The sequence below is a fragment of the Thermogemmatispora carboxidivorans genome, assembly GCF_000702505.1.
GTDB classification, from domain to species: Bacteria; Chloroflexota; Ktedonobacteria; order Ktedonobacterales; family Ktedonobacteraceae; genus Thermogemmatispora; species Thermogemmatispora carboxidivorans.
Genome location: NZ_JNIM01000001.1, coordinates 651,544 through 675,818, shown reverse-complemented (window position 1 = coordinate 675,818; position 24,275 = coordinate 651,544). Strand labels below are relative to the sequence as shown.

General features: G+C 57.4%; 20 protein-coding genes. 13 read left to right on the top strand and 7 right to left on the bottom strand.

Annotated features, from left to right (window positions below; all coding sequences use genetic code 11):
- Nucleotides 1-720: 720 nt before the first annotated feature.
- Together N688_RS02620 and N688_RS02615 are read left to right on the top strand one after the other, a co-directional pair.
- Nucleotides 721-1,596: a hypothetical protein gene (locus N688_RS02620; RefSeq protein WP_052887833.1), complete on the top strand. Its 876-nt coding sequence runs from the start codon at nucleotides 721-723 to the stop codon at nucleotides 1,594-1,596.
- A gap of 411 nt (nucleotides 1,597-2,007) precedes the next feature.
- Nucleotides 2,008-2,916, top strand: coding sequence for a zinc ribbon domain-containing protein (locus N688_RS02615; RefSeq protein WP_156025258.1), 909 nt, complete (start codon nucleotides 2,008-2,010; stop codon nucleotides 2,914-2,916).
- A gap of 129 nt (nucleotides 2,917-3,045) precedes the next feature.
- Here N688_RS02615 and N688_RS02610 read toward each other — a convergent pair whose 3' ends face one another.
- The 4 genes from N688_RS02610 to N688_RS02590 form a co-directional block, all read right to left on the bottom strand.
- A complete protein-coding gene (locus tag N688_RS02610; RefSeq protein ID WP_052887831.1) occupies nucleotides 3,046-3,987 on the bottom strand; it encodes a dihydrodipicolinate synthase family protein in 942 nt (313 codons plus the stop codon).
- 114 nt (nucleotides 3,988-4,101) lie between these two features.
- Nucleotides 4,102-5,040 (bottom strand): J domain-containing protein, encoded by a 939-nt coding sequence (locus N688_RS02605; protein WP_052887830.1) that lies wholly within the window; start codon nucleotides 5,038-5,040, stop codon nucleotides 4,102-4,104.
- Between the two features lie 306 nt (nucleotides 5,041-5,346).
- Nucleotides 5,347-6,462, bottom strand: coding sequence for a methyl-accepting chemotaxis protein (locus N688_RS02595; protein ID WP_052887828.1), 1,116 nt, complete (start codon nucleotides 6,460-6,462; stop codon nucleotides 5,347-5,349).
- 199 nt (nucleotides 6,463-6,661) lie between these two features.
- Complete coding sequence (locus tag N688_RS02590; protein WP_052887827.1) at nucleotides 6,662-7,168, bottom strand: hypothetical protein; 507 nt, start codon at nucleotides 7,166-7,168, stop codon at nucleotides 6,662-6,664.
- A gap of 522 nt (nucleotides 7,169-7,690) precedes the next feature.
- On the opposite strand from N688_RS02590, the gene N688_RS02585 reads away from it, so the two are divergent.
- The 11 genes from N688_RS02585 (at nucleotide 7,691) to N688_RS02525 (ending at nucleotide 20,085) form a co-directional block, all read left to right on the top strand.
- Nucleotides 7,691-8,548, top strand: coding sequence for a class I SAM-dependent methyltransferase (locus N688_RS02585; protein ID WP_052887826.1), 858 nt, complete (start codon nucleotides 7,691-7,693; stop codon nucleotides 8,546-8,548).
- 266 nt (nucleotides 8,549-8,814) lie between these two features.
- Nucleotides 8,815-9,606: an ABC transporter ATP-binding protein gene (locus tag N688_RS02580; protein ID WP_052887825.1), complete on the top strand. Its 792-nt coding sequence runs from the start codon at nucleotides 8,815-8,817 to the stop codon at nucleotides 9,604-9,606.
- The gene (locus tag N688_RS02575) at nucleotides 9,603-10,493 is read left to right on the top strand and encodes an ABC transporter permease (protein ID WP_052887824.1); all 891 of its coding nucleotides are present in this window, start codon (nucleotides 9,603-9,605) and stop codon (nucleotides 10,491-10,493) included. The genes N688_RS02580 and N688_RS02575 overlap by 4 nt, the downstream gene beginning before the upstream one ends.
- A gap of 326 nt (nucleotides 10,494-10,819) precedes the next feature.
- Nucleotides 10,820-11,674 carry an SAM-dependent methyltransferase gene (locus N688_RS02570; RefSeq protein WP_052887823.1) on the top strand — a complete coding sequence of 285 codons (855 nt, stop codon included), beginning with the start codon at nucleotides 10,820-10,822 and terminating at the stop codon, nucleotides 11,672-11,674.
- Nucleotides 11,675-11,968: 294 nt separating this feature from the next.
- Nucleotides 11,969-12,937, top strand: coding sequence for an ABC transporter substrate-binding protein (locus N688_RS02565; RefSeq protein ID WP_052887822.1), 969 nt, complete (start codon nucleotides 11,969-11,971; stop codon nucleotides 12,935-12,937).
- A 141-nt stretch (nucleotides 12,938-13,078) separates the two neighbouring features.
- Nucleotides 13,079-14,167, top strand: coding sequence for an ABC transporter substrate-binding protein (locus N688_RS02560; RefSeq protein ID WP_162179476.1), 1,089 nt, complete (start codon nucleotides 13,079-13,081; stop codon nucleotides 14,165-14,167).
- A gap of 113 nt (nucleotides 14,168-14,280) precedes the next feature.
- Complete coding sequence (locus N688_RS02555) at nucleotides 14,281-14,610, top strand: hypothetical protein (RefSeq protein ID WP_052887820.1); 330 nt, start codon at nucleotides 14,281-14,283, stop codon at nucleotides 14,608-14,610.
- Between the two features lie 477 nt (nucleotides 14,611-15,087).
- The gene (locus N688_RS02545; protein ID WP_052887818.1) at nucleotides 15,088-15,954 is read left to right on the top strand and encodes an SAM-dependent methyltransferase; all 867 of its coding nucleotides are present in this window, start codon (nucleotides 15,088-15,090) and stop codon (nucleotides 15,952-15,954) included.
- A 559-nt stretch (nucleotides 15,955-16,513) separates the two neighbouring features.
- Nucleotides 16,514-17,584, top strand: a complete 1,071-nt coding sequence (locus N688_RS02535; RefSeq protein WP_162179475.1) for an ABC transporter substrate-binding protein — start codon at nucleotides 16,514-16,516, stop codon at nucleotides 17,582-17,584.
- Between the two features lie 355 nt (nucleotides 17,585-17,939).
- A complete protein-coding gene (locus N688_RS02530; protein WP_052887815.1) occupies nucleotides 17,940-19,046 on the top strand; it encodes an ABC transporter substrate-binding protein in 1,107 nt (368 codons plus the stop codon).
- Nucleotides 19,047-19,209: 163 nt separating this feature from the next.
- Entirely contained in the window at nucleotides 19,210-20,085 is an 876-nt protein-coding gene (locus tag N688_RS02525; RefSeq protein WP_052887814.1) for an SAM-dependent methyltransferase, read from the top strand.
- 191 nt (nucleotides 20,086-20,276) lie between these two features.
- Here the strand turns inward: N688_RS02525 and N688_RS02520 are convergent, their stop codons facing one another.
- The 3 genes from N688_RS02520 to dnaA all read right to left on the bottom strand — a co-directional run bounded on the left by N688_RS02520 (nucleotide 20,277) and on the right by dnaA (nucleotide 24,194).
- Nucleotides 20,277-21,449 carry an S-adenosylmethionine:tRNA ribosyltransferase-isomerase gene (locus N688_RS02520; protein WP_052887813.1) on the bottom strand — a complete coding sequence of 391 codons (1,173 nt, stop codon included), beginning with the start codon at nucleotides 21,447-21,449 and terminating at the stop codon, nucleotides 20,277-20,279.
- Between the two features lie 57 nt (nucleotides 21,450-21,506).
- Nucleotides 21,507-22,214 (bottom strand): SDR family oxidoreductase, encoded by a 708-nt coding sequence (locus tag N688_RS02515; protein ID WP_052887812.1) that lies wholly within the window; start codon nucleotides 22,212-22,214, stop codon nucleotides 21,507-21,509.
- Between the two features lie 381 nt (nucleotides 22,215-22,595).
- Nucleotides 22,596-24,194, bottom strand: coding sequence for a chromosomal replication initiator protein DnaA (gene dnaA, locus N688_RS02510; protein WP_052887811.1), 1,599 nt, complete (start codon nucleotides 24,192-24,194; stop codon nucleotides 22,596-22,598).
- Nucleotides 24,195-24,275 lie beyond the last annotated feature (81 nt).

Genomic DNA, 24,275 nt, shown 5'->3' with positions numbered 1-24,275 from the left:
TCGCAGCCCGGCTTCATCGTCGCCTATCAGCGCCTGCAAGAACAGCCAGGCATCGCTCCCTTCCTCGGGGCCAGAGCCTGCACCGGATGCACGTTGTAAGCATATTTGTAACCGTGAGAGGTGTTGGCCTAGCACCTGCTCCACTTCACACTGTTGCGACACGTCCTGTCACCCTGTTCTGGTCACTGCCTCTCTTGCAAGCCACGGATGGAAGATGCGCCCTTTCCTCTGCGGGAGAGGACCAGATATTCTCAGGTCAACCAGGCCAGATGTCTTATCCGACCTTTCTGCTTCAGAGAGATGTGCTATCCTCTGCCCGTGGTACTTCAGCAGCGACCGCTACGAACTTGAACCACATTATATCATAGATAGCGGCCAGTATATAGCTGTCTGGCCTTCTCCAGGCTTTTCCCGCCAGCGGGCCTGACCGCGGCCTCTGTGTGATAGCCTTTTCAGGGGAAGAGCCGCCCGCTGGTTCATCCTTTGACCGTTACTAAAAAAGTAACGGGAAATAACGCTGAGATCACTCGTAAGCATGTATGGGAGAAACGACCGATGAGAAGGTGCTCACACTGCGGCCTGCCGCTCTCGCCAGGCTGGACAGATAGCCGCTGCCCCCGCTGTGGCTCCGTCCTGGGCCAGGTCCCCCCATCGCCATCGTCTCTGGCCCCTGATAGGGCAGCGCCGTTTGAATATCAATGGGGAGCCGTCCCGACCCCGATGCCCCAGATTCAACCTGGCAGCGTGGGGGCGGCTTCTGCCTCCGTTGAGCAAATGCCTTTCCCGAGCTGGCCTCAGTCTGGGCCGGCACCTCAGCCAACTCCCCTACCACCAGGAGGGGGAGACAGGAACGACGTTGATCCCTCTAGCCCAACCACTGTCTTCCAGCCACAGCTGATACAACAGCCGCCCCAGTCACAACAGCCGCTCTGGCTTGCCGGGGCACCGCTTCAGCAGGCTGCGCCCCCGCAGGAGTTCTCGCCTGCTACACCAGCCACTGCTCGTGCAGCCTTCACTGCTCCTGCTCATCGTCCCGGCCACGTTCGCCTGGGTTTCTTTGCTTCAGCCGCCTGTCTGGTAACGGCAGCCATTATCTTGCTCTTTGTCTGGTTCATGGCCACCAATATGCTGGTTAACCCCAACGGGAGTAGCGCCAGCTTGCAGAATGCCGTGACCGCCACGGCCAGCATTAAAGGATCAGCTACGCCGCTGGCCAGCGCTACTGCCTCCCCTTCAGCGACCGCGCTTCCCGGGCAGTCTTATATTGATCAGCCTCAGCTGGCCAGCGCCGTTAATACACAGACCGGCCAGCCCACTCAGGTGATGACAACGTTTAAGACGAATCAAGCTATCTATGTCACGTTTGCTCTCCATCCGCATGGCCAGGCCGGAGCCGTCTGCGTTTACTGGTATCTTAATGGCAATAGTGTGACTAACTTTGCTTTTCCTGTCAGGCCCTACAGCCAAACTGGCTACTCCTACGCTATCTACGGCCAACCCGGAACAGGAAGCGTTGATCTCTACTGGGCCAGCACCACCCAATGTACGGACCGCGTCCTGGCTCAGCATGTCACCTTTACCGTCGTGACAGGGTGATGGATTGCTGCGCCCGGCAGCTTCACCCCAGCCAGGCTGGTCTAGCAGCGGCCAGTTCCCGACCCGCTTCCGCTCCGGCTCGGCAAGGAGTAAATCTACTGCAAAATGATCCCCTTGCCAGCGTTTTCTCTAGAGATGGCTCGGAGCTGCCACCTGGCAGCCTTGATGATGCGTGTTAGACTATGAGAGCAGGCAGTCAGGCCGAGGAGCAAGCAGCAATCCACAGGGTCAGTAGCAAGGGAGCTGGCAGAGAAAGGAACAGGCTGCGTCGAAGAAGGATGGTAAAAGCAGGCAGAGGCCCAGACAGGCTTTCTCAGTATCTTATCTCAGTTCAGAGGTTCCTGGACCACAGCATTGGCTCTGCCGAACATCCATCGTCTGCTGCCTACTTAAGTGAGGAGGTTTTTCTCAATGCAATGCAATCGTTGCGGGGCAGCGCTCCCTACAGGAGCGGCCTCGTGTCCGGTCTGCGGCAATCCTACACCTTATAACCTTGCCGGCCAGACCCCTTACGACCCCACGGTGGCAGCCACTCCCCAGCAGGAGACCCCTCCCCCTCCACCGGCTACTAACTACGGCCCCCAGGGAGGGTACCCCTACGGTACGCCGAATGTGCCTACTGATCCCTATAGCCCTTCGCCAGCCGGACCATACGCACCTGGCAGCCCAGGCCCCTATGGTCCGCCCCCTACCCCTCCGCGTAAGAGCAACGTTGGCAAGGTGCTGCTCATCACCGGCGTTGTTTTGCTGGTTATCGTCGCTGCCTGCTGCGGCGGTCTTTTCATCCTAGCGCGTAATGCTTCCAATAGCGTGGTGAGCGACATCAATGCGACTGCTACCGCTATCGCCGCTACAACTGTAGCAGAGGAGGCCACCGCCAATAGCCAGCTGACGCCTACAGCGACTGAGGCTCCAACCAGCCCAGCCTCTTCTAATCAGCAGGGCCCCTCACCCTCTGGCTCACCCATCGCTACCTCGGCCAGTGCCATTGTCACTAAGGTGCAGATGGCCGATCAGGTGAAAGATGTGACGCCAACTCATCTGTCTTCGACCTTTAAGACTCATCAGACTATCTATGCCACTTTTGAAATAAAGAGCGGTAGCAGTGGCTACATGATAGCCAAGTGGTACCTGGATAATGTCCACGCCTTCGATAACAAAATCTTGCAAGTGAAACCTGACTACGACGCCGGTTATTTCGCCGGCTACTACAATCTGGCTGGCCAGGGAGCGGTCGAGATTTACTGGTGCACGACCTCCGACTGCAGCGATGCCCAACTTGCCCAGGTGGCCACCTTTACCGTCGAGGCGAGCAGCTAATCCTGACTTAGAGACGAGCGAGGGCCGCTACGATGCTCGATTGTTCGAGCGAGCAGCGTCCCTCACGCTCATGGTAGGTCCGACAGCTCTGGCCAGTCTGAGCCAGAGACTGGCTTGTTGTCAGCTAGCTCAGCCCTCATCGATGAAAGGAGCCAGGGCAGTTCTGAGTTGAGCAAGCTCCTGCTCATCCAGTGGCAAGACTGGCGAGCGAGGCCGGCCCCCATAGCCCTTGAGCAGCTGCAGAGCGGCCTTCAGTCCGGCCACACTATAGGTTGTGGTCAGCAAGGTATTGAGGGCCACCAGCCGCGCTTGTAGACGGCGTGCCTCGTCCAGCTGACCGGACGCGAAAAGCGCCTGGACACGGCAGACCTGCTGTGGCAGAACGTTGGCCAGAGCTGGCACTCCTCCCCGTGCTCCGACCGCCAGAGCTGGCAGCAGGAAACCAGCACTGCCAGCCAGCACGGAGAAAGCGGGACGGCTGGCTTCTAGCAGGCCGACGATTTGGGCTAGCTTGGCAATGTTGCCGGCACTATCTTTGAGGCCAATGATGTTGGGATGCTCCTCGGCCAGGCGGCAAATCAGCGATGCCTCCAGATCCAGACCTGCCGTATTGGCCGGCATGTTGTATATAACGACGGGCACAGGAGAATCTTCGGCAACTGCCCGGTAATGGGCCAGCAGGGCCGCCCCATTCATCCGTCCACGGAAATAGAAAGGGGGCAATACTAAGACGGCGTCGGCTCCTGCCTGGGCCGCCCGCTCACAGCCGGCGACGGTGGCTCGCGTCGACTGCTCGCCACAACCGGCGAGCAGGCGGAGCCGGGGACGCGCCGCTCCCTCGGGGGAGGTTAGCTGGTCGATGACTTGACGCGCGGTGCGAATGACCAGCACTCGCTCCTCAGCGGTCAAATGGGGCGCTTCACCGTTAGAGCCAAGGACCACATAACCGGCGATACCACTGACAGCCAGCCAGCGGAGGTGGCTCTCCAGCGTTGTCAGGTCAAGCTCCTCGTCAGGAGTGAAAAACGTTGGGACCGGCGGATAAATCCCTTCTAAAAGCAAGGCAGACATCTCTCTGCTTTCCCTCGGGTAGGCCATAGATTACCGGCAGCATCCAGTTCCAGTGGACGCGGGAAGGAGAAGAACAGACCTCGCCTCGGCCAGCGCCAGGCCGGCCTCTCTTCCTCAATGGATGAGAGTGGTCAGGGCCATGAAGCTCAGCGCAGCAACCACCGCAAGTAGGAAGACGAGTGCCAGGAGAAAAGAGAGACCACGCCGTCGCGCCGCCGCTGCCCGCTCTCGCTCAAGACGCACCTCCTCAGCAGGGCACCAGTGAGGACGCGCACAATAAGGGCAGAGCGGAAAAAGCTCGTAGGGGGGACAGAGCCTGCCCCCACTGTAGCGATAGACACCGACCTCATAGCGAATCTGCTCACTCTCGAAGACCGCCCGGCAGTGAACACAGCGCAACAGCAGATATTCCGCCCAGTCATAGGCCCGACAGCGCGGACAGGCAACCCTTTGAGCTGATGAGGCCGATCCTGCTCCCGAGGGAGCAGGCCACCGATGGCGACAGCGATGGCAGTAGTGAACATCGCTCCCCGACGACCCCGCAGCTGACGAGAGCGGCACATGGACCGTCCCATCTTTGCGGGCCCGGCCACCGCTGACGCTACCGCGCAGCAATCCCTGCTCCCTCAAGGTAGCCGCCTGCTCAGCATCCAGACTATAGATGACCTCACCTAGATAGATAGTCGTTGAGCCATCCAGCGCCGGAAAATCATAATAGCGTTGGCGATCACGACGGGCCTGCGGAGAGACCTCAGTCTTCGTCGCCTTAGCAGAGCTAGAGCTGCTACCTTCCCTCTCCGTCTGCGTTGAGCGAGCTGCCCCCGCCAGGCCAAGCTGTTGCCGGCGACGCTCATCGTAGGCACGTCTCAATTCAGTATCGCTGAGCGTCTGATACGCTTCCAGAATCAGACGCATGCGCTCCTCAGCATCCTCGCCCTTATAGACATCGGGATGATAGCGAAGCGCCAACTTCTTGAAAGCAGCCTTGACCTCGGCAGGGGAGGCACTGGCCTCTATCCCTAACACAGCATAATAGTCAACAAAAGGACTCATCGAGTGCCCATCTCAGCATCCAGCTCGTGGAGCATGCCGCCCGGTTTCTTGTTAACCAGTACGTATGATACCACAAAGAAGATACGCCTGAGCCACGTCTTTGTTTCAGTTACTGAGGCTCAGACCAAGGAGAATCCGAGGACAGCTGAGTTCGACGAGCGTCAGCCGGCCCAGACTGCCGTCTGCTCAATCTGCAATAGCAGCTCTGCCTCCAAGGAGGCGCAGAACAGAGCATCGCCAGAGATCGCAGCCACACGCTAGAAGGAGCATCCAGCTCCAGCGCTGGTCAGCTCACAAGGATGGCCCTCAAAAGCGCTCTTCGCCCGTATACCACATCAGCTTTCTGGGATCATCGGGCGAAAACTGCGAGAGATTGGGCGAGGTTCCCCGCGAGCGACCCTCTTCCTCGCGCAGCTGCTGAAGGGCCAGGACGGCCTCACGTAAACGCCTGTTCTCCTCCCGCAGCTGATAGAAGCCCTGTTTCATCTTTTGTAGCTCGCCAGAGTCTTGAGACAAGCGCTGCATGCGAGCCAGCAAGTTATTGAGTGAGCCAGAAATCTGCCAGAGGACATTGTCGCTCGTCAGCGGCACGCGAGCGCTGTAGTCGCCGTTGGCCACCCGGGTATGGGTCTCCACGATTTTCTGAATGCTGTTTTCCAACAGCTCCTTCTGCCGGGCAGCGGCCTCAGCTTGCATGGCCAGATCATGCTCCAGGCGGGCGATCTCCTCAGCACGGTCAGCGCGCGCCAGAGCATGCACCGTGCTGCTGACCCAGACATAGGCCACGACCGAGATGATTATCTGGCTGATGAGGATAGGGCTAATGATGCCAGTGAAGTTGATTTCGAGCATACCCATCAGCTCGGGGGTCTGGGGGAGCTGAGTCAGCGCAAAGAAGGTAAAGAGACAGTTGATGAGAGCCACGACGAAGACCCACCACGGCGCCAGGAAGGAGACAGCACAGACCAGCGGGAGGATCAACATGCCGAAGACCGGCAGATCCATCATATTGATCCCGCCAGGCGTCGTCACAATATCGGCGATGGGGAAGAACATAAAGGTCAAGACCACGATGAAGCCGGCAGCATTGACAAAGCCGAGACGGTTTAGCACCGTGGCAATCACCAGCATGAAGAAGCAGACGATGACAATTGGCACCAGGTAGAAATTGGTGCCAAGGAAACCGGCAGGCAGAGCCACGATGAGTAGGAGGTAGAGGGCAGGCAGAATCTGGCTGCCAGTTCGCCCACGCCGGAAGAGTTCGCGGCGCAGGAAGGAGGCCGAGGCCGGTGGCATCATAGGGGAGGCCAGCCGGTACCACCAGCGCAGCCAGCGGTTCTCACGGTGGTCGGAGGCCAGATAACTGGGCACTTGCGCATCGGTACTCTGCGTATCGAGATCAGCAACGGTGATCCTTTTCATCGGGAAGCCTTTCCTTCCTTGTTTTCACAAGACAGGTAAAAGTGATAGCTGGGAAACCAGCAAGGAAATATACATCGGGAAAGAAAAGCGCCTCAGACACCTTTCTCCCAGAGAGCCACCTCTGCTTAGGAATCTGCGCCTTTGTGCCTGACAGTACCAGCCCGGCTGATCACGAGCTCCCCTTTCACCACGGCGCTCGCTAGAGGCGGATCACGCCGATCGATTGGAGATCGCGCAGCACAGCACGCACCGCCTCGGGGGTGGTCGAGAGAATCTCGGCGATTTTCTCGACAGAACGGGTTCCGTCAGCTAGAGCAAAAACCATGCGATGCATGCGCGACCAGCCGACCATTTGCCACTGTTCCAGATGCAGCAGGCGCTGCGGGAAAGCTGAAGGCCCTGTGGTGACATTTCTCGCCTGCCCGGGCGCAGAGGGCAACTCGGTGGGCACTTCCTCTTGAGGAACAAAAGTCCAGTCGAGCTTTCCCAGGCGCGCGAGCTTTGACGAAGCGTCTTCTTCTTTCAGACGCCGCCCGCTCTTACCAACGAAAAAGCAGGAGACAATCTGTCCTGCACGCAGAATGATCTCAACACGGCATGGCTCCGGCATCCCCGGGACTCCCCAGGGAAGGTCGGCATAGAGGAGTCCGGTTTTGCGATGTTCGCGCATGACCTGCTTCATTGTTTCAAAGTCCAGGCGATACATCGATCAAGGCTCTTCCTGTTCTAAACAAGGAGCCAGGAGCCTGGTACCATCAGGCTCCTGACCTTCTTCGATTCATAGAGCTCCACAATTCGGGGAAAGACGGTAACCGCTTTCTGGTGCTGCTTATAGGGCTATTCCCACAGAGCCGACTCCTCGCTTAGTTATTTTAACAGATGATGGCATTCTCAAATATTAAGATTATATAAAAATGCCGGGCAAATATTGCATAAATCCGTAGAAGGTACTATCCTTTCATAGATAGAAATGCCCGGCTCTTTAGGGCCTTCTACCCAGTGAGGTATTGACAAGGCTTTATATCATAGATCCAGAGAAAGAAATAAGTCAAGCTCTTCAGTCATAATAAGCTCTTCAATTGAGGGGCTCCCGGTGATGCTTGCGACTAAGTATGCGATGGCGCCTACTAAGCCTTTCTAACTATACAATTTTCATGTTTTCTTGCAATAGAGATGATTAGCTGTAGATTATGCAGAAACGATACACTGGGAGACCCCTGTGATAGATATGCGTGATTCGGCGAAACAGCGCATCAGCGTGACCGCGTTCCTGACAGCGGCGGCGCGCGCCGTCGAGAGCCAGCGACCAGATCGGCTCTTCGATGATCCCTGGGCGGCTTTGCTGGCCAGCAGCGAGGGATTTACTATCCTTGAAAAGGGCGAGGACAGGGGCGCTTCGATTATTGTGCGCACCCGTTATTTTGATGAGTGGCTGCAGCAATTGACATTCGAGGAGGGCTTGCGTCAGATCGTGCTGCCCGCCGCCGGTCTCGATACGCGGGCTTTTCGCCTCGATTGGCCCCCAGCAACCCGCTTCTTCGAGCTTGACTTGCCCGCCGTTGTCGAATACAAGGAGGCGCAGCTTCAGGCCCATCAGGCTCAGCCCCGCTGCCAACGCGCCATTGTGGCTACCGATCTGACCTCCTCTGGCTGGGAAAGTCAGCTGCTGCAGGCCGGCTTTGAGCCAGCTCTTCCTTCGATCTGGCTCGTAGAAGGTCTCTTCTTCTACCTTCCCCTCGCGCAGACTTGCCAGCTGCTCGCCCGCCTGAGTCGCCTGGCTGCCCCAGGGAGCCGCCTCGGCTTCGATGCGATCCATAGCGCCATGCTCTCTTCGCCGCTGACACGCTCACGCATCCAGCTTACTAAGCAAAACGGGGCTCCCTGGATCGGCGCTATCGATGATCCGGTCTCTTTGCTAGCCTCCTTTGGCTGGCAGGCTAGCTTTGTGCCTAATGCGCGTAAGGGGTACGAGTATGGTCGAGCGATCTTCCCGTTTATCGCCCCCGAGGCTCTCAACGCCGAGACCGAGAAGCTCTATCACATGCTCGTCACCGCCAGACGCTTGTCTCTAGAGAAGCAAGGATGACTAAACCTGCAGGGCAAGGAAGGAGTAGCAATCCGTTCGCCAATCTCAGCCTCGATGAGCGGCGCAAGAGAGCACATCCTGCAACCGATCGGGCTGGCCCGTCCAGCCGCTTCTTTCGTCGATGGCCAGAGGAGGCCAGACGCTGGCGTGAGCCGTCGACGCCGTTGCCAGGAATAACGCAAGGACAAGGGGAGATCTGTGCCTGGCCTGGAAGGCGAGCCCTCGCTACCCTTGCCACTCCTCCAGGTCCTATAAGGAGCAGCTTAATGAGCACCGTCATACATATAGAACAGCTCAGCAAGTCATTTGTTCGCAATGATCGTGAAATTGCAGTTTTGCAGAACGTGAATCTCGATATTGAGAGCGGAAGCTTCGTGGTCCTCGCCGGCCCAAGCGGCTGCGGCAAGACGACCTTGCTCAATATCGTCGCTGGCCTGCTCCCCCCTGGCTCAGGGACGGTCTACTACAAAGGGGCGCCTATCAGTGGGCCACGACTGGAAGTAGGTTACCTGACTCAGAAGGACACGCTGATGCCCTGGAGAACGGTCGAGCGCAACGTCGAAATGCCCTTGGAGATCAGAGGGGTTCCAGCCACGGAGCGGCGTCGGCGTGCTGCTGAGTTTATTCGTCTGGTTGGTCTGCAGGGCTTTGAGAAGCTCTATCCTCACGAGCTTTCGGGAGGCATGCTACGCCGGGCCAGCCTGGCTCGCATGCTGGTAACTCTACCAGAAACGCTTCTGATGGATGAGCCATTCGGTGCGCTCGATGCACAGCTGCGTCTAGAGCTGCAGAATGAGCTGCTCTCGCTATGGTCCAGACAGCGTTCCAGCGTGCTTTTTGTGACTCATGACCTGGAGGAGGCCATTATCTTGGGTGACCGTGTGGTGGTGCTGGGCACAGGAGGCCATATTATCGCTGATGAGCTGGTCACCCTGCCGCGCCCGCGCGATGCCTTCCATATTCGCTTTCGCCCGGATTTTACCAATCTGCACCGACGTCTTTGGGATGCCCTCATGGAGTCTCGTCTGCAAGTGCAGAGGCAGGAGGTAAAGCTATGAGCCTGGTGAACCAGTTCAGATCGGAGCAGCCGAGGCCTGTCCTTGTGGGACCTTCGACGTTGGTCAGACAGGCCCAGCAGCGCAAGCAGCGTCAGCAGTGGCTGATCTATGGGTCTCGCCTGCTGCTGGTGGTAGGGGTGCTGCTCTTCTGGCAATTGGCGTCAGGGACGATTCTTGATTCTTCCTTTCTGAGCAACCCGCTGGCCATCGTTCGCCAGACCATCGCCTGGCTCAGCGACGGGGATCCCTGGTATGAGAGTACGCTCATCATTAATACCGCGGTGACTCTGGAGGAAACGCTGCTTGGCTTGTTCTTCGGCGTCGCGAGTGGTTTGCTCTTGGGTTTCCTTTTCGGTCTACAGCCAACGCTTGAGCGGATCTTCAATCCGTTCATCATTGCTTTGAACAGCATCCCGAAGATTGCTTTGGCACCGCTCTTCATTCTCTGGTTGGGGATCGAGATCCCGATGAAGGTGGTGCTGGCCGCCGTGACGGTCTTTTTCTTGATTTTCTTGAATACGCTCAATGGGGTGCGTAATGTCGATCAGCACCTGGTTGATGCGGTGCGCCTGATGGGAGGACGCCGGCGCGATGTGGTCTTTAAGGTGATTCTTCCCTCGGCCACGGGCTCGGTGTTGACTGGCCTGCATGTTGCTATCCCGTATGCCCTGATTGGGGCTATTGTGGCCGAGCAGATCGGGGCCAATCGCGGCATTGGCTATCTGATTCAGTCGTCCGGCGAATCGTTTAACGCTGCCGGTATCTTCGCTGCGTTGCTGGTCCTGACGCTGATCGCAGGACTGCTCAATGCAGTGGTGAATCTGATCGATCACAAGACTTCCCATTGGAAAGCCGGCCTCAAGCTCAGCAGCGCTGATCAGTCCTGATTTCTGATTGACTAACACTTTTAGGTCTGACAGCAACTTTCAGGATCAAGGTAGGACGCCATGCTTAGCTCATGAAAAGCTTATGAAGTATAAGTAGATTTCCAGATTTTATGGGCGATAGAGACACCAGTGTCTATCGCCAATTAAGTGTGCTGTCCACCCCTCACGTTGCTGCCACCTAGCAGTTTCAGCGCTTTCGTATCAGAAAGTACAAGTTTTGCAATAGGTTGCCACATTCGAGACAGAGCAGCCCGGGTAAGATTCTTTTCATTAGGTGCTGAAAAAACGGGCTGCACAAGTAAGTGAAAAGGAGGCATTACCTACCTATGTCTGAGACAGTCTATTCGCCGGCCCCCAAGGAGCTTATCGGTCCAACGGCTTATTTGACAGCAGCAGCCCGAGCCTTCGAGAGCCAGCGACCAGATCGTCTTTTCAATGACCCCTGGGCAGCCTCTCTGGCGGGTCATGAAGGAGAGAAGCGCTTTGCCACAGTTGAAGACCAGGGTGGTTCAATTATTGTGCGCACACGCTTTTTCGACGAGTGGCTCCTGCACATAGCTAATGAGCAGGGTCTTCGCCAGATTGTTTTGCCAGCAGCAGGCCTCGATACCAGGGCTTTTCGCCTGGACTGGCCTCCCGAGACACGTTTTTTTGAACTAGATCAGCCGCTTATTCTAGATTACAAGGAAGCTATTCTCAAGGTTCATCAGGCCTCCCCTCGCTGTGTACGTATCCCTGTGATGATCGATCTCACTTTACCCGACTGGGAAACCGCCTTACTACAGGCGGGCTTCAACCCCACGCAGCCATCCGCCTGGCTTATCGAGGGCCTGCTTTTCTACCTTCCTTTTGAGCAAAGCCACCATCTATTTGAACGGATAAGTCGTCTCACAGCCTCTAATAGCTGGATCGGCTTTGACGCAATCCACAGTGAGATGATTAGGTCGCCACGTACTCAAGCTAGAATCGAGCGCTTGGCTCGTTCTGGCGCACCCTGGATCGGTGCAATCGATGATCCTGTCGCTTTGCTTGCATCGCTCGGCTGGGAAGCGACCTGGGTATCTAGTGGACGCAAAGGCTATGAGTACGGTCGAGCAGTCTTTCCTTTTATCCCCCAAGAAGGGCTCACCCCTGAGACAGAAAGGCTCTACCACATGCTGGTCACCGCGCGGAGAAAATAAGGAACTCGCCAGGACAGATTATAATCAGATCCCTTAAACAATATAAGGCATCAAACATGTATCTATCCCTCTGATGCCTTTATCAAAGAATTTACAAGGACTGTCCTGGTTGATCATTTCAGAGGAGATACAAAGGACAAACTTGTCCATTAAGGATATTATCCAACCTAGGGAGGAAAAGGCATGAAGCACTTCACCTTTAGGAGATTCATCCTATTTCTACTTACCCTCACCATCAACTTGCTTAGTGTCTCAGCATGCAGTTTAGGACCTGCTGCTAATGTAAGTGATGATATGAAGCTGAAGGTGGCTATTGATAGCCTTTCTTCTCCATTTCTACCCGACCTCGTCGCCCTGGATAAAGGTTACTTCCAGGCTCAAGGTCTTACCGTCTATCCTACTCCCTTCCAGCTTGAACCCACCAGCCCCCAGATGGCTGAAGCCATCCATTCCGGTGCCGTTGAGGTGGCCGTCGGCGGCCTCCTCACCGAAGCCTTCCTGGTCTCGCAGGTCGACGCTGACGTCAAAGTGATCGGTCAGCTCCAGGTGGCCTTCCCCAACGATATCACCGTCAGCAATAAGTTCCTGCAGCAGACTGGCCTCTCCGAAAGCAGCCCCTTGGAAGCCAAGGTCAAAGCGCTCGTCGGCAAAAAGATCGGCGTCATCTCCACTACTGGCCAAACCGGCGGCTTCGTCAGCTACCTCTTCCGTCTCTTTGGCCTCAATGCTACCAAGGACGCGGTCCTCGTCTCTGTAGGGAACAACGTTTCTGCAGCAGTGTCAGCCTTGAAGGCTGGTCGTGTCGATGCCCTCAGCTTCTATAAGCCTGTCGGCGAGGCCATCCAGACCCAGGGTCTGGGCCACATCTTCATCAGCCCCCTCCGCGGCGACGTCCCCCAAATGCAGGGCCAGCTCAACTCGGTCTTCTACGCCAAGGCCAGCCTCATCCGCGCCAAGCCCAACACCATCAAGGCCCTCGTGCGCGCTTTGGCTATGGCCCTGGCCTTTATCCAAAAGTATCCCGATCAGGCCATCAAGATCCTGCAGAAGTATACTCACATCGACGATAAGACCGCTGCCGCCGCAGCCCAGAACCTGCGCTCTTCTTACGCGACCACACCCATCGTCAACGAGCAGGGCTATAACGTTACTGCCTCCTTTGACATCCAGGCAGGTCTGTTATCGGCCATTCCTCCCTTCAAGGCGATTGTCGATGGAGATACCGCATCGCAGGCCATGCAGGGTTTTACCCCTGTAGTCTAAGAGCATAGAGCCGACTAGGCCCAAAGGCTTGTCGGTCTTCTGTTCTGAAAATAGGCTCTCTCATCTGGATTGATGAGAAGCTTGTCACAGAATGGAAGCCCACACACTATTTGCAAAGCCAGCTCACAGCTAGGAGGAATCATGAAGATCAAGCCATATTGCTCCAAGCCCATTATATTGCTTCTCCTGCTATTTTTACTAGCTCTCTCTGCCTGCGGTTCCAGCTCTGGTCCGGCAGCACACACCGGTAGTACCGATGATATGAAGCTGAAGGTGGCTATTGATAGCCTTTCTTCTCCATTTCTACCCGACCTCGTCGCCCTGGATAAAGGTTACTTCCAGGCTCAGGGCCTTACCGTCTATCCTACCCCCTTCCAGCTTGAACCCACCAGCCCCCAGATGGCTGAAGCCATCCATTCCGGTGCCGTTGAGGTGGCCGTCGGCGGCCTCCTCACCGAAGCCTTCCTGGTCTCGCAGGTCGACTCAGACGTCAAAGTGATCGGTCAGCTCCAGGTAGCCTTCCCCAACGATATCACCGTCAGCAATAAGTTCCTGCAGCAGACTGGCCTCTCCGAGACCAGCCCCCTGGAAGCCAAGGTCAAAGCGCTCGTCGGCAAAAAGATCGGCGTCATCTCCACTACTGGCCAAACCGGCGGCTTCGTCAGCTATCTCTTCCACCTCTTCGGTCTCAATGCCAGCAAGGACGCCACCCTCGTGGCTGTCGGCAATAACGTTTCCGCCGCGGTGGCAGCCTTGAAGACTGGTCGTGTCGATGCCCTCAGCTTCTATAAGCCTGTCGGCGAGGCCATCCAGACCCAGGGTCTGGGCCACATCTTCATCAGCCCCCTCCGCGGCGACGTCCCCCAAATGCAGGGCCAGCTCAACTCGGTCTTCTACGCCAAGGCCAGCCTCATCCGCGCCAAGCCCAACACCTTCAAAGCCCTCGTGCGCGCTATGGGCATGGCCCTGGCCTTCATCCAAAAGTATCCCGACCAGGCCATCAAGATCCTGCAGAAGTATACTCACATCGACGATAAGACCGCTGCCGCCGCAGCCCAGAACCTGCGCTCTTCTTACGCAACTACGCCCATCGTCAACGAGCAGGGCTATAACGTGACCGCTTCCTTCGCCCTCCAAACAGGGGCGGTGAAGAAGATTCCTCCTTTCTCTACCTTGGTTGATACCCAAACCGCTGCTCAGGCTCTCCAGGGCTTCACCCCACAGGTGTAGCCCAAACCCAGAGTTGCCCAGAGCAAGAGGCCAGGCCGCGCCTGGCCTCAGCACTGCTATCTCTGATTAGCCCTTGTCCTGGCAAACAAGCCTGTCCTGGAAGGATGAACACGATGTCAGAGCACAGCTCTCCTTCGGTCCAGAAAGCCTCGATAGGCTACACCGCTTGTATGACAGCCGCCGTGCGCGCTCACGAGAGCCTGCGCGCAGACCACCTCTTCACCGATCCCTGGGCCGCTTGGCTGGCCAGCAACGAGGGATTTACTATCCTTGAAAAGCCGGTGGTCCTCCTGCACGCTTACGGATGGAAAGCAACATTTGTCCCTAGCGCTCTCAAGGGGTTTGAATATCAGCGCCCGGTTTTTCCCTTTATACCAGAACAAGAGCTGACTCTAGATAAGTTTACCCTCTACCATCTTCTGTTCACAGCTAGAAAGGAGTGAGCGAGCTTGTCAGTCGGGCTAGCATAAGTTCCCCGAACATCAAGCAATACAGCTGCGTAAAGTTGATGCATTGTGGCACAATAATTATAGTCTCAAGAGCCTGCAAGCTCTCCACTCTTTAAATAAAGATCAGTTTTTCATAAAGAATTTACAGCAATTTTTACTTTTTGTCTTCTAATATGACAAAAGTTAGCAAGCTTGGGATGAGAGAGAGATGTCAATGGAACGGTGTGTAGCCAGTTCACTCCAGTTCACCTTATTTGTCTTGGTCTTGAGCGCTCTTGTTTCCACAAGTTGCGATTTGAGTATCGGGACCAGTAACGTCAAAGACGATATAAAGCTGAAGGTGGCCATCGACGCCTTCTCCAGCTCCTTTCAGGCATTGCAGGGCCTTCGACCTGCCTTATAAGGCAACAAACGGGCCGGAGAAAACAGGCCCGTCGTAGTAAAGCAAGAGCAAAGGAAGGAGTCTTGTCAATGTCAGAAACCGCTTATCCGTCAACACCCAAGGAGCTGATCGGCCCTAGCGCTTTTATGACGGCTGCCGTCCGCGCCTTCGAGAGCCAGAGGCCCGACCGCCTCTTTGATGATCCCTGGGCCGCCGCCCTGGCAACCGAGGAGGGAGAAAGGCGTCGGCTCCTGATCAAGGATCAAGGAGCTCCCATCGTTGTACGCACACGCTTCTTCGATGAGTGCTTGCAAGCATTGTCATTTGAGAAGGGTATCAGACAGATTGTGCTTCCCGCCGCCGGCCTGGATACCCGCGCTTTCCGTATGGACTGGCCCGAGGACACACGTTTTTTTGAACTGGATCAGCCAATGGTTCTTGAGTACAAAGAGGAGGTCTTGCAAAAGCATGGTGCCCATCCCCGGTGTGAGCGCCATAGTCTGGCAGTCGATCTGACCGCTTCTGAGTGGCCAGACGCTCTCTTGCAGGCCGGCTATGATCCTCACCTCCCGGGAGCCTGGCTGGTGGAAGGGCTGCTGTTCTATCTGTCAGAGGAGCAAATCAGAAGGCTCCTTGAGCAGATCAGCAGCCTGACAGCACCAGGGAGCTGGCTCGGATTCGATTCCGTCCACAGCGCTATGCTCAACTCCCCTCTGTTGGAAGTACGCACAAAGCTCGTCGCCAGCCTTGGCTCCCCCTGGATCGGCGCTATCGATGATCCTGTCTCTTTACTCCGCTCTTATGGCTGGAGAGCTACAGTTATTTATAGCATCCATAAGGCCCTGGAGTACAATCGTCCGGTTTTTCCCTTCGTCTCCAAAGAAGAGCTGACCCCTGACTTGCTGAACCTCTACCATCTATTCGTGACGGCCAGGAAGATAAATGCACCAAAATAAGGTAACCCTGCTTTAGAAGCAGGTTCTCTTTAGGGGCAGGCTTCTCCTTTGGTAAAGGTGGGAGCAGATAGCCAGAACTGTCTGCTCTCCCCAACATGAATCAGCAAACCCGGTCTGGACAGGCCAGTCCCTCACGCAGAAAAGCTGGGGAAGAGCCTGTATCCGGTTTTGCTGCTTCAGTGCAGCCGATCACCGAGCAGGCCTACAATGTCACCGCTGCTTTTGACATCAAGGCAGGTCTGCTATCAGCAGTTCCGCCTTTCCAGGCAATCGTCGATACGAGTACAGCTACTCAGGCGATGCAAGGCTTTACACCTGTCGTCTAGCTTCATCGGTCTAGGCCGAGCCAATGAGCACGTGTTATTTGTACAGGCCGACGGCAGGGTGACCCTGGCGGGGCTATCTCTCTGGAGGCTGCCGCTCTAAGAAGAAGCTGGCAACAACCGCTCCCTATTTTTGGAGCGGCGGCACTCCGAATAAATTGATTATTTTCGATTGATCTCTCAATGCGTTTGGGAGGAACATAATGGAATCCAGCTCGCAGAAGCTGTTGAGAAATATGTCGTCCATGCTGTTTCTCATACTATTTCTACTTGGTATGACAGCATGTGGCTCCAGCACTACCACCACTACCACCACTACCACCAAGAGCCAGGATGATATGAAGCTGAAGGTGGCCATCGACGCCTTCTCCAGCTCCTTCCTGCCCGACTTTGTCGCTCTCGACAAAGGCTACTTCCAGGCCCAGGGCCTCACCGTCTATCCTACTCCCTTCCAGACTGAGCCGACCAGCCCCCAGATGGCCGAGGCCATCCACTCCGGCGCCATCGATGTCGCCATCGGCGGCCTGGCTACCGAAGCTTTCCTGGTTTCGCAGATCGACTCGGATGTCCAGATCATCGGCCAGCTGCAGGTGGCTTTCCCCAACGATATCATCGTCAGCACCAAGTTCCTGCAGCAAACCGGCCTTTCCGAGACCAGTCCCCTGGAGGCCAAGGTCAAAGCCCTCGTTGGCAAAAAGATCGGCGTCGTCTCTACCACTGGCCAGACCGGCGCCTTCGTCAGCTATCTCTTCCACCTCTTCGGCCTCAATGCCAGCAAGGATGCGACCCTCGTCTCGGTCGGCAATAACGTTTCTTCCGCCATCGCCGCTCTCAAGGCGGGCCGCGTCGACGCCCTCAGCTTCTTCAAGCCCACCGGCGAAGCTGTCCAGCTCCAGAAAGTGGGCCGCATGCTGATCAGCCCCCTGCGCGGCGATGTCCCTCAGCTGACGGGCCATCTCAACTCGGTCTTCTATGCCAAGGCCAGCCTCATTCGCTCTAAGCCCAACACCTTCAAGGCCCTCGTGCGCGCCATCGCGATGGCTTTGGCCTTCATTCAAAAGTATCCCGACCAGGCCGCCAAGATCTTGCAGAAATACACCCACATCAGCGACCAGGCCGCTACCGCGGTCATGCAGGATCTACGTACTTCCTACCCTTCTTCTCCTGTCGTCGACCAACAAGCCTACAATGTCACCGCTGCTTTCGCCCAGCAAACTGGTATTGCCAAGAAGATCCCTTCCTTCTCTTCTCTGGTTGATACCCAGACTGCCACCCAGGCATTGCAGAGTTTCACACCGAAGGTTTAATGCATCCAGCTGGTCCAGGCAGCTGAGTTAGACGCCTGAAGCTTGTAAGCGGCGCCCACTAGAGTCACTAAGAGCACTGAGTGGACGCCGCTTACTGCCAAGAGAGGAGGTCACTATGCAATGAGCTTTCCGCCAATGCTGAGGGGGCAACACTCACGCAGTCCGCCACCACCGAGGTCCTGACTGCAAGCTGCAGCCGCTCGGTTTCCTTCTCACCAGCCTACCGGTACCAATAGCCATGAACAGATCCCCAGAGCAGTCAACATCAGCCTGATCTGCTGGCTAGACTCTGAAGATAGCCGTGCGTCGCCCAAAGGATCGCTTGCCCAGCAAGTTACTCAAGGAGGACTCACCTATGCACAGGCAACAGCTTTGGCCACTCAGACATTCCAATTCCTTGCTGCTTGCTCTCATCCTGGTCTTGCTGCTGCTCGCTACCAGCGCCTGCGGCGCCAGCTCCCCCCCTCCATCTAGCAGCCAGAGCCAGGATAACATGAAATTGAAAGTAGCGGTTGACAGCCTTTCGGCCCCCTTCTTGCCAGATCTGGTGGCCCTTGACAAGGGCTACTTCCAGGCTCAGGGCCTTACCGTCTATCCTACCCCCTTCCAGCTTGAACCCACCAGCCCCCAGATGGCTGAAGCCATCCATTCCGGTGCCGTTGAGGTGGCCGTCGGCGGCCTTCTCACCGAAGCCTTCCTGGTCTCGCAGGTCGACTCAGACGTCAAAGTGATCGGTCAGCTCCAGGTAGCCTTCCCCAACGATATCACCGTCAGCAATAAGTTCCTGCAGCAGACTGGCCTCTCCGAGACCAGCCCCCTGGAAGCCAAGGTCAAAGCGCTCGTCGGCAAAAAGATCGGCGTCATCTCCACTACTGGCCAAACCGGCGGCTTCGTCAGCTATCTCTTCCATCTCTTTGGTCTGGACGTCAACAAGTCCGCCTCCCTCGTGGCTGTCGGCAACAACGTTTCCGCCGCGGTGGCAGCCCTGAAAGCAGGCCGTGTCGACGCCCTCAGCTTCTATAAACCTGTCGGCGAGGCCGTCCAAACTCAGGGCCTGGGACGCATCTTCATCAGTCCCCTCCGCGGCGACGTCCCCCAAATGCAGGGCCAGCTCAACTCGGTCTTCTACGCCAAGGCCAGCCTCATCCGCGCCAAGCCCAACACCTTCAAGGCCCTCGTGCGCGCTATGGACATGGCCCTGGCCTTCATCCAAAAGTATCCCGACCAGGCCATCAAGATCCTGCAGAAGTATACCCACATCGACGACAAGACCGCTACCGCCGCAGCCCAGGACCTGCGCTCTTCTTACGCAACTACGCCCATCGTCAACGAGCAGGGCTATAACGTGACCGCTTCCTTCGCCCTCCAAACAGGAGCGGTGAAGAAGATTCCTCCTTTCTCTACCCTGGTTGATACCCAAACCGCTGCTCAGGCTCTCCAGGGCTTCACCCCACAGGTGTAGCCCAAACCCAGAGTTGCCCTGAGCAAGAGGTCAGGCTGTCTCTGGCGACCATCGCCTAGATCCGGGCGTTTTGAGCGCCAGACGCCTGGTCACCCAGACAAGTGCTATCCCTAGCTAGCTCGCGCTCCAGGCAAACAAGCCTGTCCTGGAAAGGATGAACACGATGTCAGAGCACAGCTCTCCTTCGGTCCAGAAAGCCTCGATAGGCTACACCGCTTGTATGACAGCCGCCGTGCGCGCTCACGAGAGCCTGCGCGCAGACCGCCTCTTCACCGATCCCTGGGCCGCCGCCCTGGCCGGAGCCGAGGGAGAACGGCGCTTTCGTCAGCTCGAAGATGCAGGCGGTAGTATCATCGTGCGTACACGCTTTTTCGATGAATTCTTGCAGCGTACCGTCAGTGAGCAAGGCATCCGTCAGCTTGTTATGCCTGCCTGCGGCCTCGATACTCGTGCCTTCCGCCTATCCTGGCCATCAGAGCTGCTGCTGTTCGAACTGGACCAGCCCGAGGTCCTCCACTACAAAGAGGGCATCCTGCAGGCCCAACAAGCCCGCCCAGGCTGTCAACGCCGTCTTATCCCCGCCGATCTGACCGAGGCCGCCTGGCCCACACACTTGCTGGAGGCTGGCTACGATCCTGCCCGCCCAGCAATCTGGCTCGTTGAAGGCCTGCTCTTCTACTTGCCCAATGAGGCTATCCATCAGCTGCTTGGACTGATCAGCAACCTGAGCGCTCCTCAGAGCTGGCTGGCCTTCGACGCGATCCACAGCGCTATGACCAGCTCTCCCCTAACGCGCCAGCGCATGGAACGCGTCTCACGGCTCAGCGTCCCCTGGATCGGCACCATCGATGACCCCGTCTCTCTCTTGGCATCTCTTGGCTGGCAGGCCACCGTGACCTCTACCGCCCGCAAGGGCTACGAGTACAGCCGTCCTGTCTACCCTTTCATTCCGAGCGACCAGCTCACCCCCGAAACGGAAAAGCTCTATCACTGGTTAGTGACAGCAGTACGCCAGAGCCAAGTCGTTCATCAGGAGTAAGTCAGGGACTGCCACAAGAGACTTGACCAGCGGGCGCAGTCTGACCAGGCAAGAGGGCCACCGGGCCGCAGCCGGTGCTGATCCGGTGGCAAGATCTCACCCCAGGGCAGGAGAACGACATCCACGCGCCAGTACTTGCCTGATCACCTCTGCGCCCGCCAGCCCTGCCAGCCCTGACAACCCGCTATCGCTCAGGGCAGAATCAGATGGAGATCGCCAAACTCATGCCAGAGATAGCCTTCCTGAAGCGCCTCCGCATAGGCTCGCTCTACATGCTCGCGTCCAGCCAGGGCCTCTAAGAGCGCCAGATGCGACGCACGCGGCTCATGGAAGCCCGTCAGCAACCCGGTGACAACACGTAGCCCCCGCTGCGGAGTAATCACCAGATCGGTCCAGCCCTCACCAGGATGCACCTCGCCATACTCATCAGCCACTGTCTCTAGCGCTCGCATGGGCGTTGTCCCTACGGCGATGACCCGCCGCCCACGCCGGCGAGCAGCATTGATCAGCTCGGCACTCTCAGCAGGCACACGATAGTACTCCTCGTAGGGCGGCTCATGCGCTTCCAAACTGGCCACTCCCGTATGCAACAGCAGAGGCGCGAACTGGACTCCCCCTACCACCAGTCGCGTCACCAGCTCAGCCGTAAACGGACGACTGGCCGAAGGCATCTCCGCACTGCCGACCTCGGTGACAAAGACCGAGCGATAATAGTCGATTGGCCAGTCGCGCTGGACGTAGCCGTAACGAATCGGGAAACCATAGCGCTCTAGATAGACCTCCAGAGGCTCCGGCAGATCGAAGGTTGCCACCCAGAGCCGCTGCCGATCAGCAGCCTCGGAGCGTGCACGAGGCACATAGGGAGCATGCAGCACCACCCGCCCCCCTTGCGGTAAAGTCAGCACCTCGCCAGCCCGGCCTGCGAAAAAAGGCTGCGAGCCTTCAGAGAGAGGCAAGCGTAACTCAACAACCCAGAGACCAGCTGGTAGGCACGTCGAGAGATGCAGCTCTATTGGCTCTCCTCCAGCCCGCTCAGCGGGCAGCGCAGCTTTCATCGTGCCGCTGGTATTGATCACCAGCACATCGCCTCGCTTGAGAAAAGCTGGCAGCTCCCGAAAGCGCGCATGCACCAGCCGATGGTCACGACAATATGAGACCAGCAAACGCACCTCGTCGCGGGCTAGACCACGCGCCTCGGGCGGCTCTCCTGCCTCCAACTCAGGCGGTAGCTCAAAGGATAAAGTAGTCAGCTCCAGCCCAACCACCGGTCGCTCTCCCTTGGAGCCAGCTCTCAGACCAGCACCCTCCTCACGCCCTCTGGCCCCCGACTCGTGCTCAAGCCAGGGTCGCTCGAACGTGCTCATAAGTACCTACCATTCTCCTGATAGCCAGACGACTCCCATCTGCTTCCATCGCGGGCCTCAAGCTTTCACCTCACGGGCCAGATAGCGCCCAGAGGCATAGCCCCCCTCAATCAAGGCTAACAAGCCCGGTACACTCACCTCTGGGGGTGGCCGATCACTGATATCCTCACCGGGGAAAGCCTCCTGATGCATGCGCGTCCTCATATCACCAGGGTCAACCAGGTAGATCCGCCACTGCGGCTGCTCTGCCGCCAGAATGAGCGTCAGCTGCTCCAGCGCCGCTTTGCTTGAGCCATAGCCACCCCAGCCAGGATACGGTTCACGGGCCGCATCGCTGGTAACATTGATGATACAGACGTCAGAGGATAGATAGCGATGCAATCGCTGGATAAGCGCAAGAGGTGCAAAGGTATTGACGCGATAGACTTGCTCCAGGACCGCCAGGGGATAGTCCAGCAGAAACGGCTGAGGGCTGGGGCCGAGAATACTGGCATTATTAACCAGCAGGTCGAGCTTCCCCCAGCGCGCCACGGCACCGGTTAGAGCCTGCTGGTGCTCAGCATCACAGACATCGCCAGCCAGAGCCACGATCTCACTCCAGCGAGCCAGCTCGGCTCGCGCCTGCTCCAGCTCGCCAGGAGTACGGGCATCGATAATGAGCCGCCAGCCCGCACGAGCCAGCTCACGAGCCAGAGCCAGCCCCAAACCACGAGAGGCCCCGGTGATCAACCCGGTACGCACAGCCCCCAGAGAAGAAGACGTCATAGCTCATGGACCTCCTTGCTTGTTAAAGCACTCACTTACAAGCAAGGTCCATTATGGGGCAAGGCCCGCAGAGCCTACACTGGGCAAGCGGACAGATTGCTCCCTGTCCCTGCGGACAGGTCAGCGCTCCTCAGAACCAGAAGCGCCCCACCGGCTGACAGTCAAGCAGCCGCCTCCCGAGATCCCTGTAAGGCCAAGGTCGCAAAGGGCCAAAAATAGAACCAGACCGGCACAGCACCAACCTCTCTGGCGCACGCTATTGCCAGTCTGGCGATCGCTCTCGTTACGGCACCGCTGCGCCACCTGGGCCCCACCCGACCGCGAACGGCTCGAAGCCCGCTTTGCCCAGCCAGATCAGCAGGAGAGGAGAGCAGCAGCCAGTCAGAGCCGCCGCAGATCCATTCTGGATTGCTCGATCGTCTCGATCACCGCCGCGATCTCACGGCGCACACGATCATTGGTAGCCATCTCCGCCTGAACCTTTTCCCAGCCATGCATGATCGTCGTATGATCACGCCCACCCAGCTCGGCGCCGATCTGGAGCAGCGAAGCATCGGTCTGCTCGCGCATCACATACATCGCCACCTGGCGCGGCCAGACAATCTCACGATCGCGAGCTTTGCCACGCAGCTGCTCAGGATCGACATTGTAGTAGCGACAGACGCCCTCCAGGACCTCGCGCACCGTTAACGTTGCTGGCGGCTTGCTGTTATAGATATGTTCCAGAGCTTTGGCCGCCAGGCTCACCGTGAGAGGCTCCTGATGCAAGGTGGCATAGGCGATCACGCGCTTCAACGCCCCCTCCAGCTCGCGCACGCTGCGGCATTCCGGGCGCGCAATATAATCAATGACCGCCGGGGGAACCTGGAAACGCATCGACTCGGCCTTCGAGCGCAGGATTGCCTGCCGATGCTCATAATCAGGTGGCTGAATATCGGCCAGCAATCCCCATTCGAAGCGCGAGCGCAGACGATCCTGCAAGCTTACAATGGCCTTTGGGGGGCGATCGCTGGTCACCACGATCTGCTTGTTGGAGTCGTAGAGTGCGTTGAAGGTATGAAAGAACTCCTCTTCTGTCGATTCTTTGCCAGCGATAAACTGAATATCGTCGACCAGCAAAATATCGATCTGGCGATACTTCGCGCGAAACTCCTCCGTCTTCTGAAAGCGAATAGCGTTGATAATTTCATTCGTGAACTTTTCAGAGGTTGTATAAAGGACGCTCAGGCCGGCAGCTTCGCCATGATGCCCAATAGCGTGAAGCAGGTGGGTCTTACCCAGGCCCACCCCTCCATAGAGGAAGAGCGGATTGTAGACATAGCCGGGGCGCTCGGCGACTGCCTTCGAGGCGGCATGAGCCAGGCGGTTCGACTTGCCGACAATGAAAGTATCAAAGGTATAGCGAGGATTTAGCATACTACCGCCTTCAATGGGAGTAAAGAGGTGCTCCTGCTCGCCACCACCGCCTGCTTTCTCCTCGGCAGGGCGCTCATATCCAAGAAAGATAGCAGCCTGCTCGTGTTCCTCCTCATGGGCCTCAGCGCGATGGGGAACCGGGCGAGCGCTAGAAGGGGCATGAGACGTCATTGCAATCGCCGGTGAAGACGAATCGAGTTTCGCCCGCAAGGCCGGGCGATGCCTGGGAGCGCGATAGGCACGCTTCAAACGCTGGGCAGGGCTCTCACTCAATGCGGCCTCTTGTTCCAAGGCTTGCAGCTCCTCGTTGACCGTCGAACCCTTCGTGACCACAAAGCGCACCTCGGGCTGACAGCCGGTCGCTTCCGAGAGGAGCGAGCGGATCATCTCGATAAAGCGTACTTCCATTTGGGCCTTGGCAAAGGCCGAGGGCACCCCCACCATAAAGACGTTCTCATCGAACGAGAGACCCACCGTGCCGCTGAACCAGGTATCGTAGACGGACGGCTGGACCCGGGTCTGTATCTGCTCCAGTGTCGCTTTCCAGATCTGTCTTGCATTCACCGGCTCTCACCTCATACGCAGTTCGTCTCTGCCTTCAGGCTGCGTCAGTTCGCTCTGATTGAGTTCCTTCGGACATAGAAA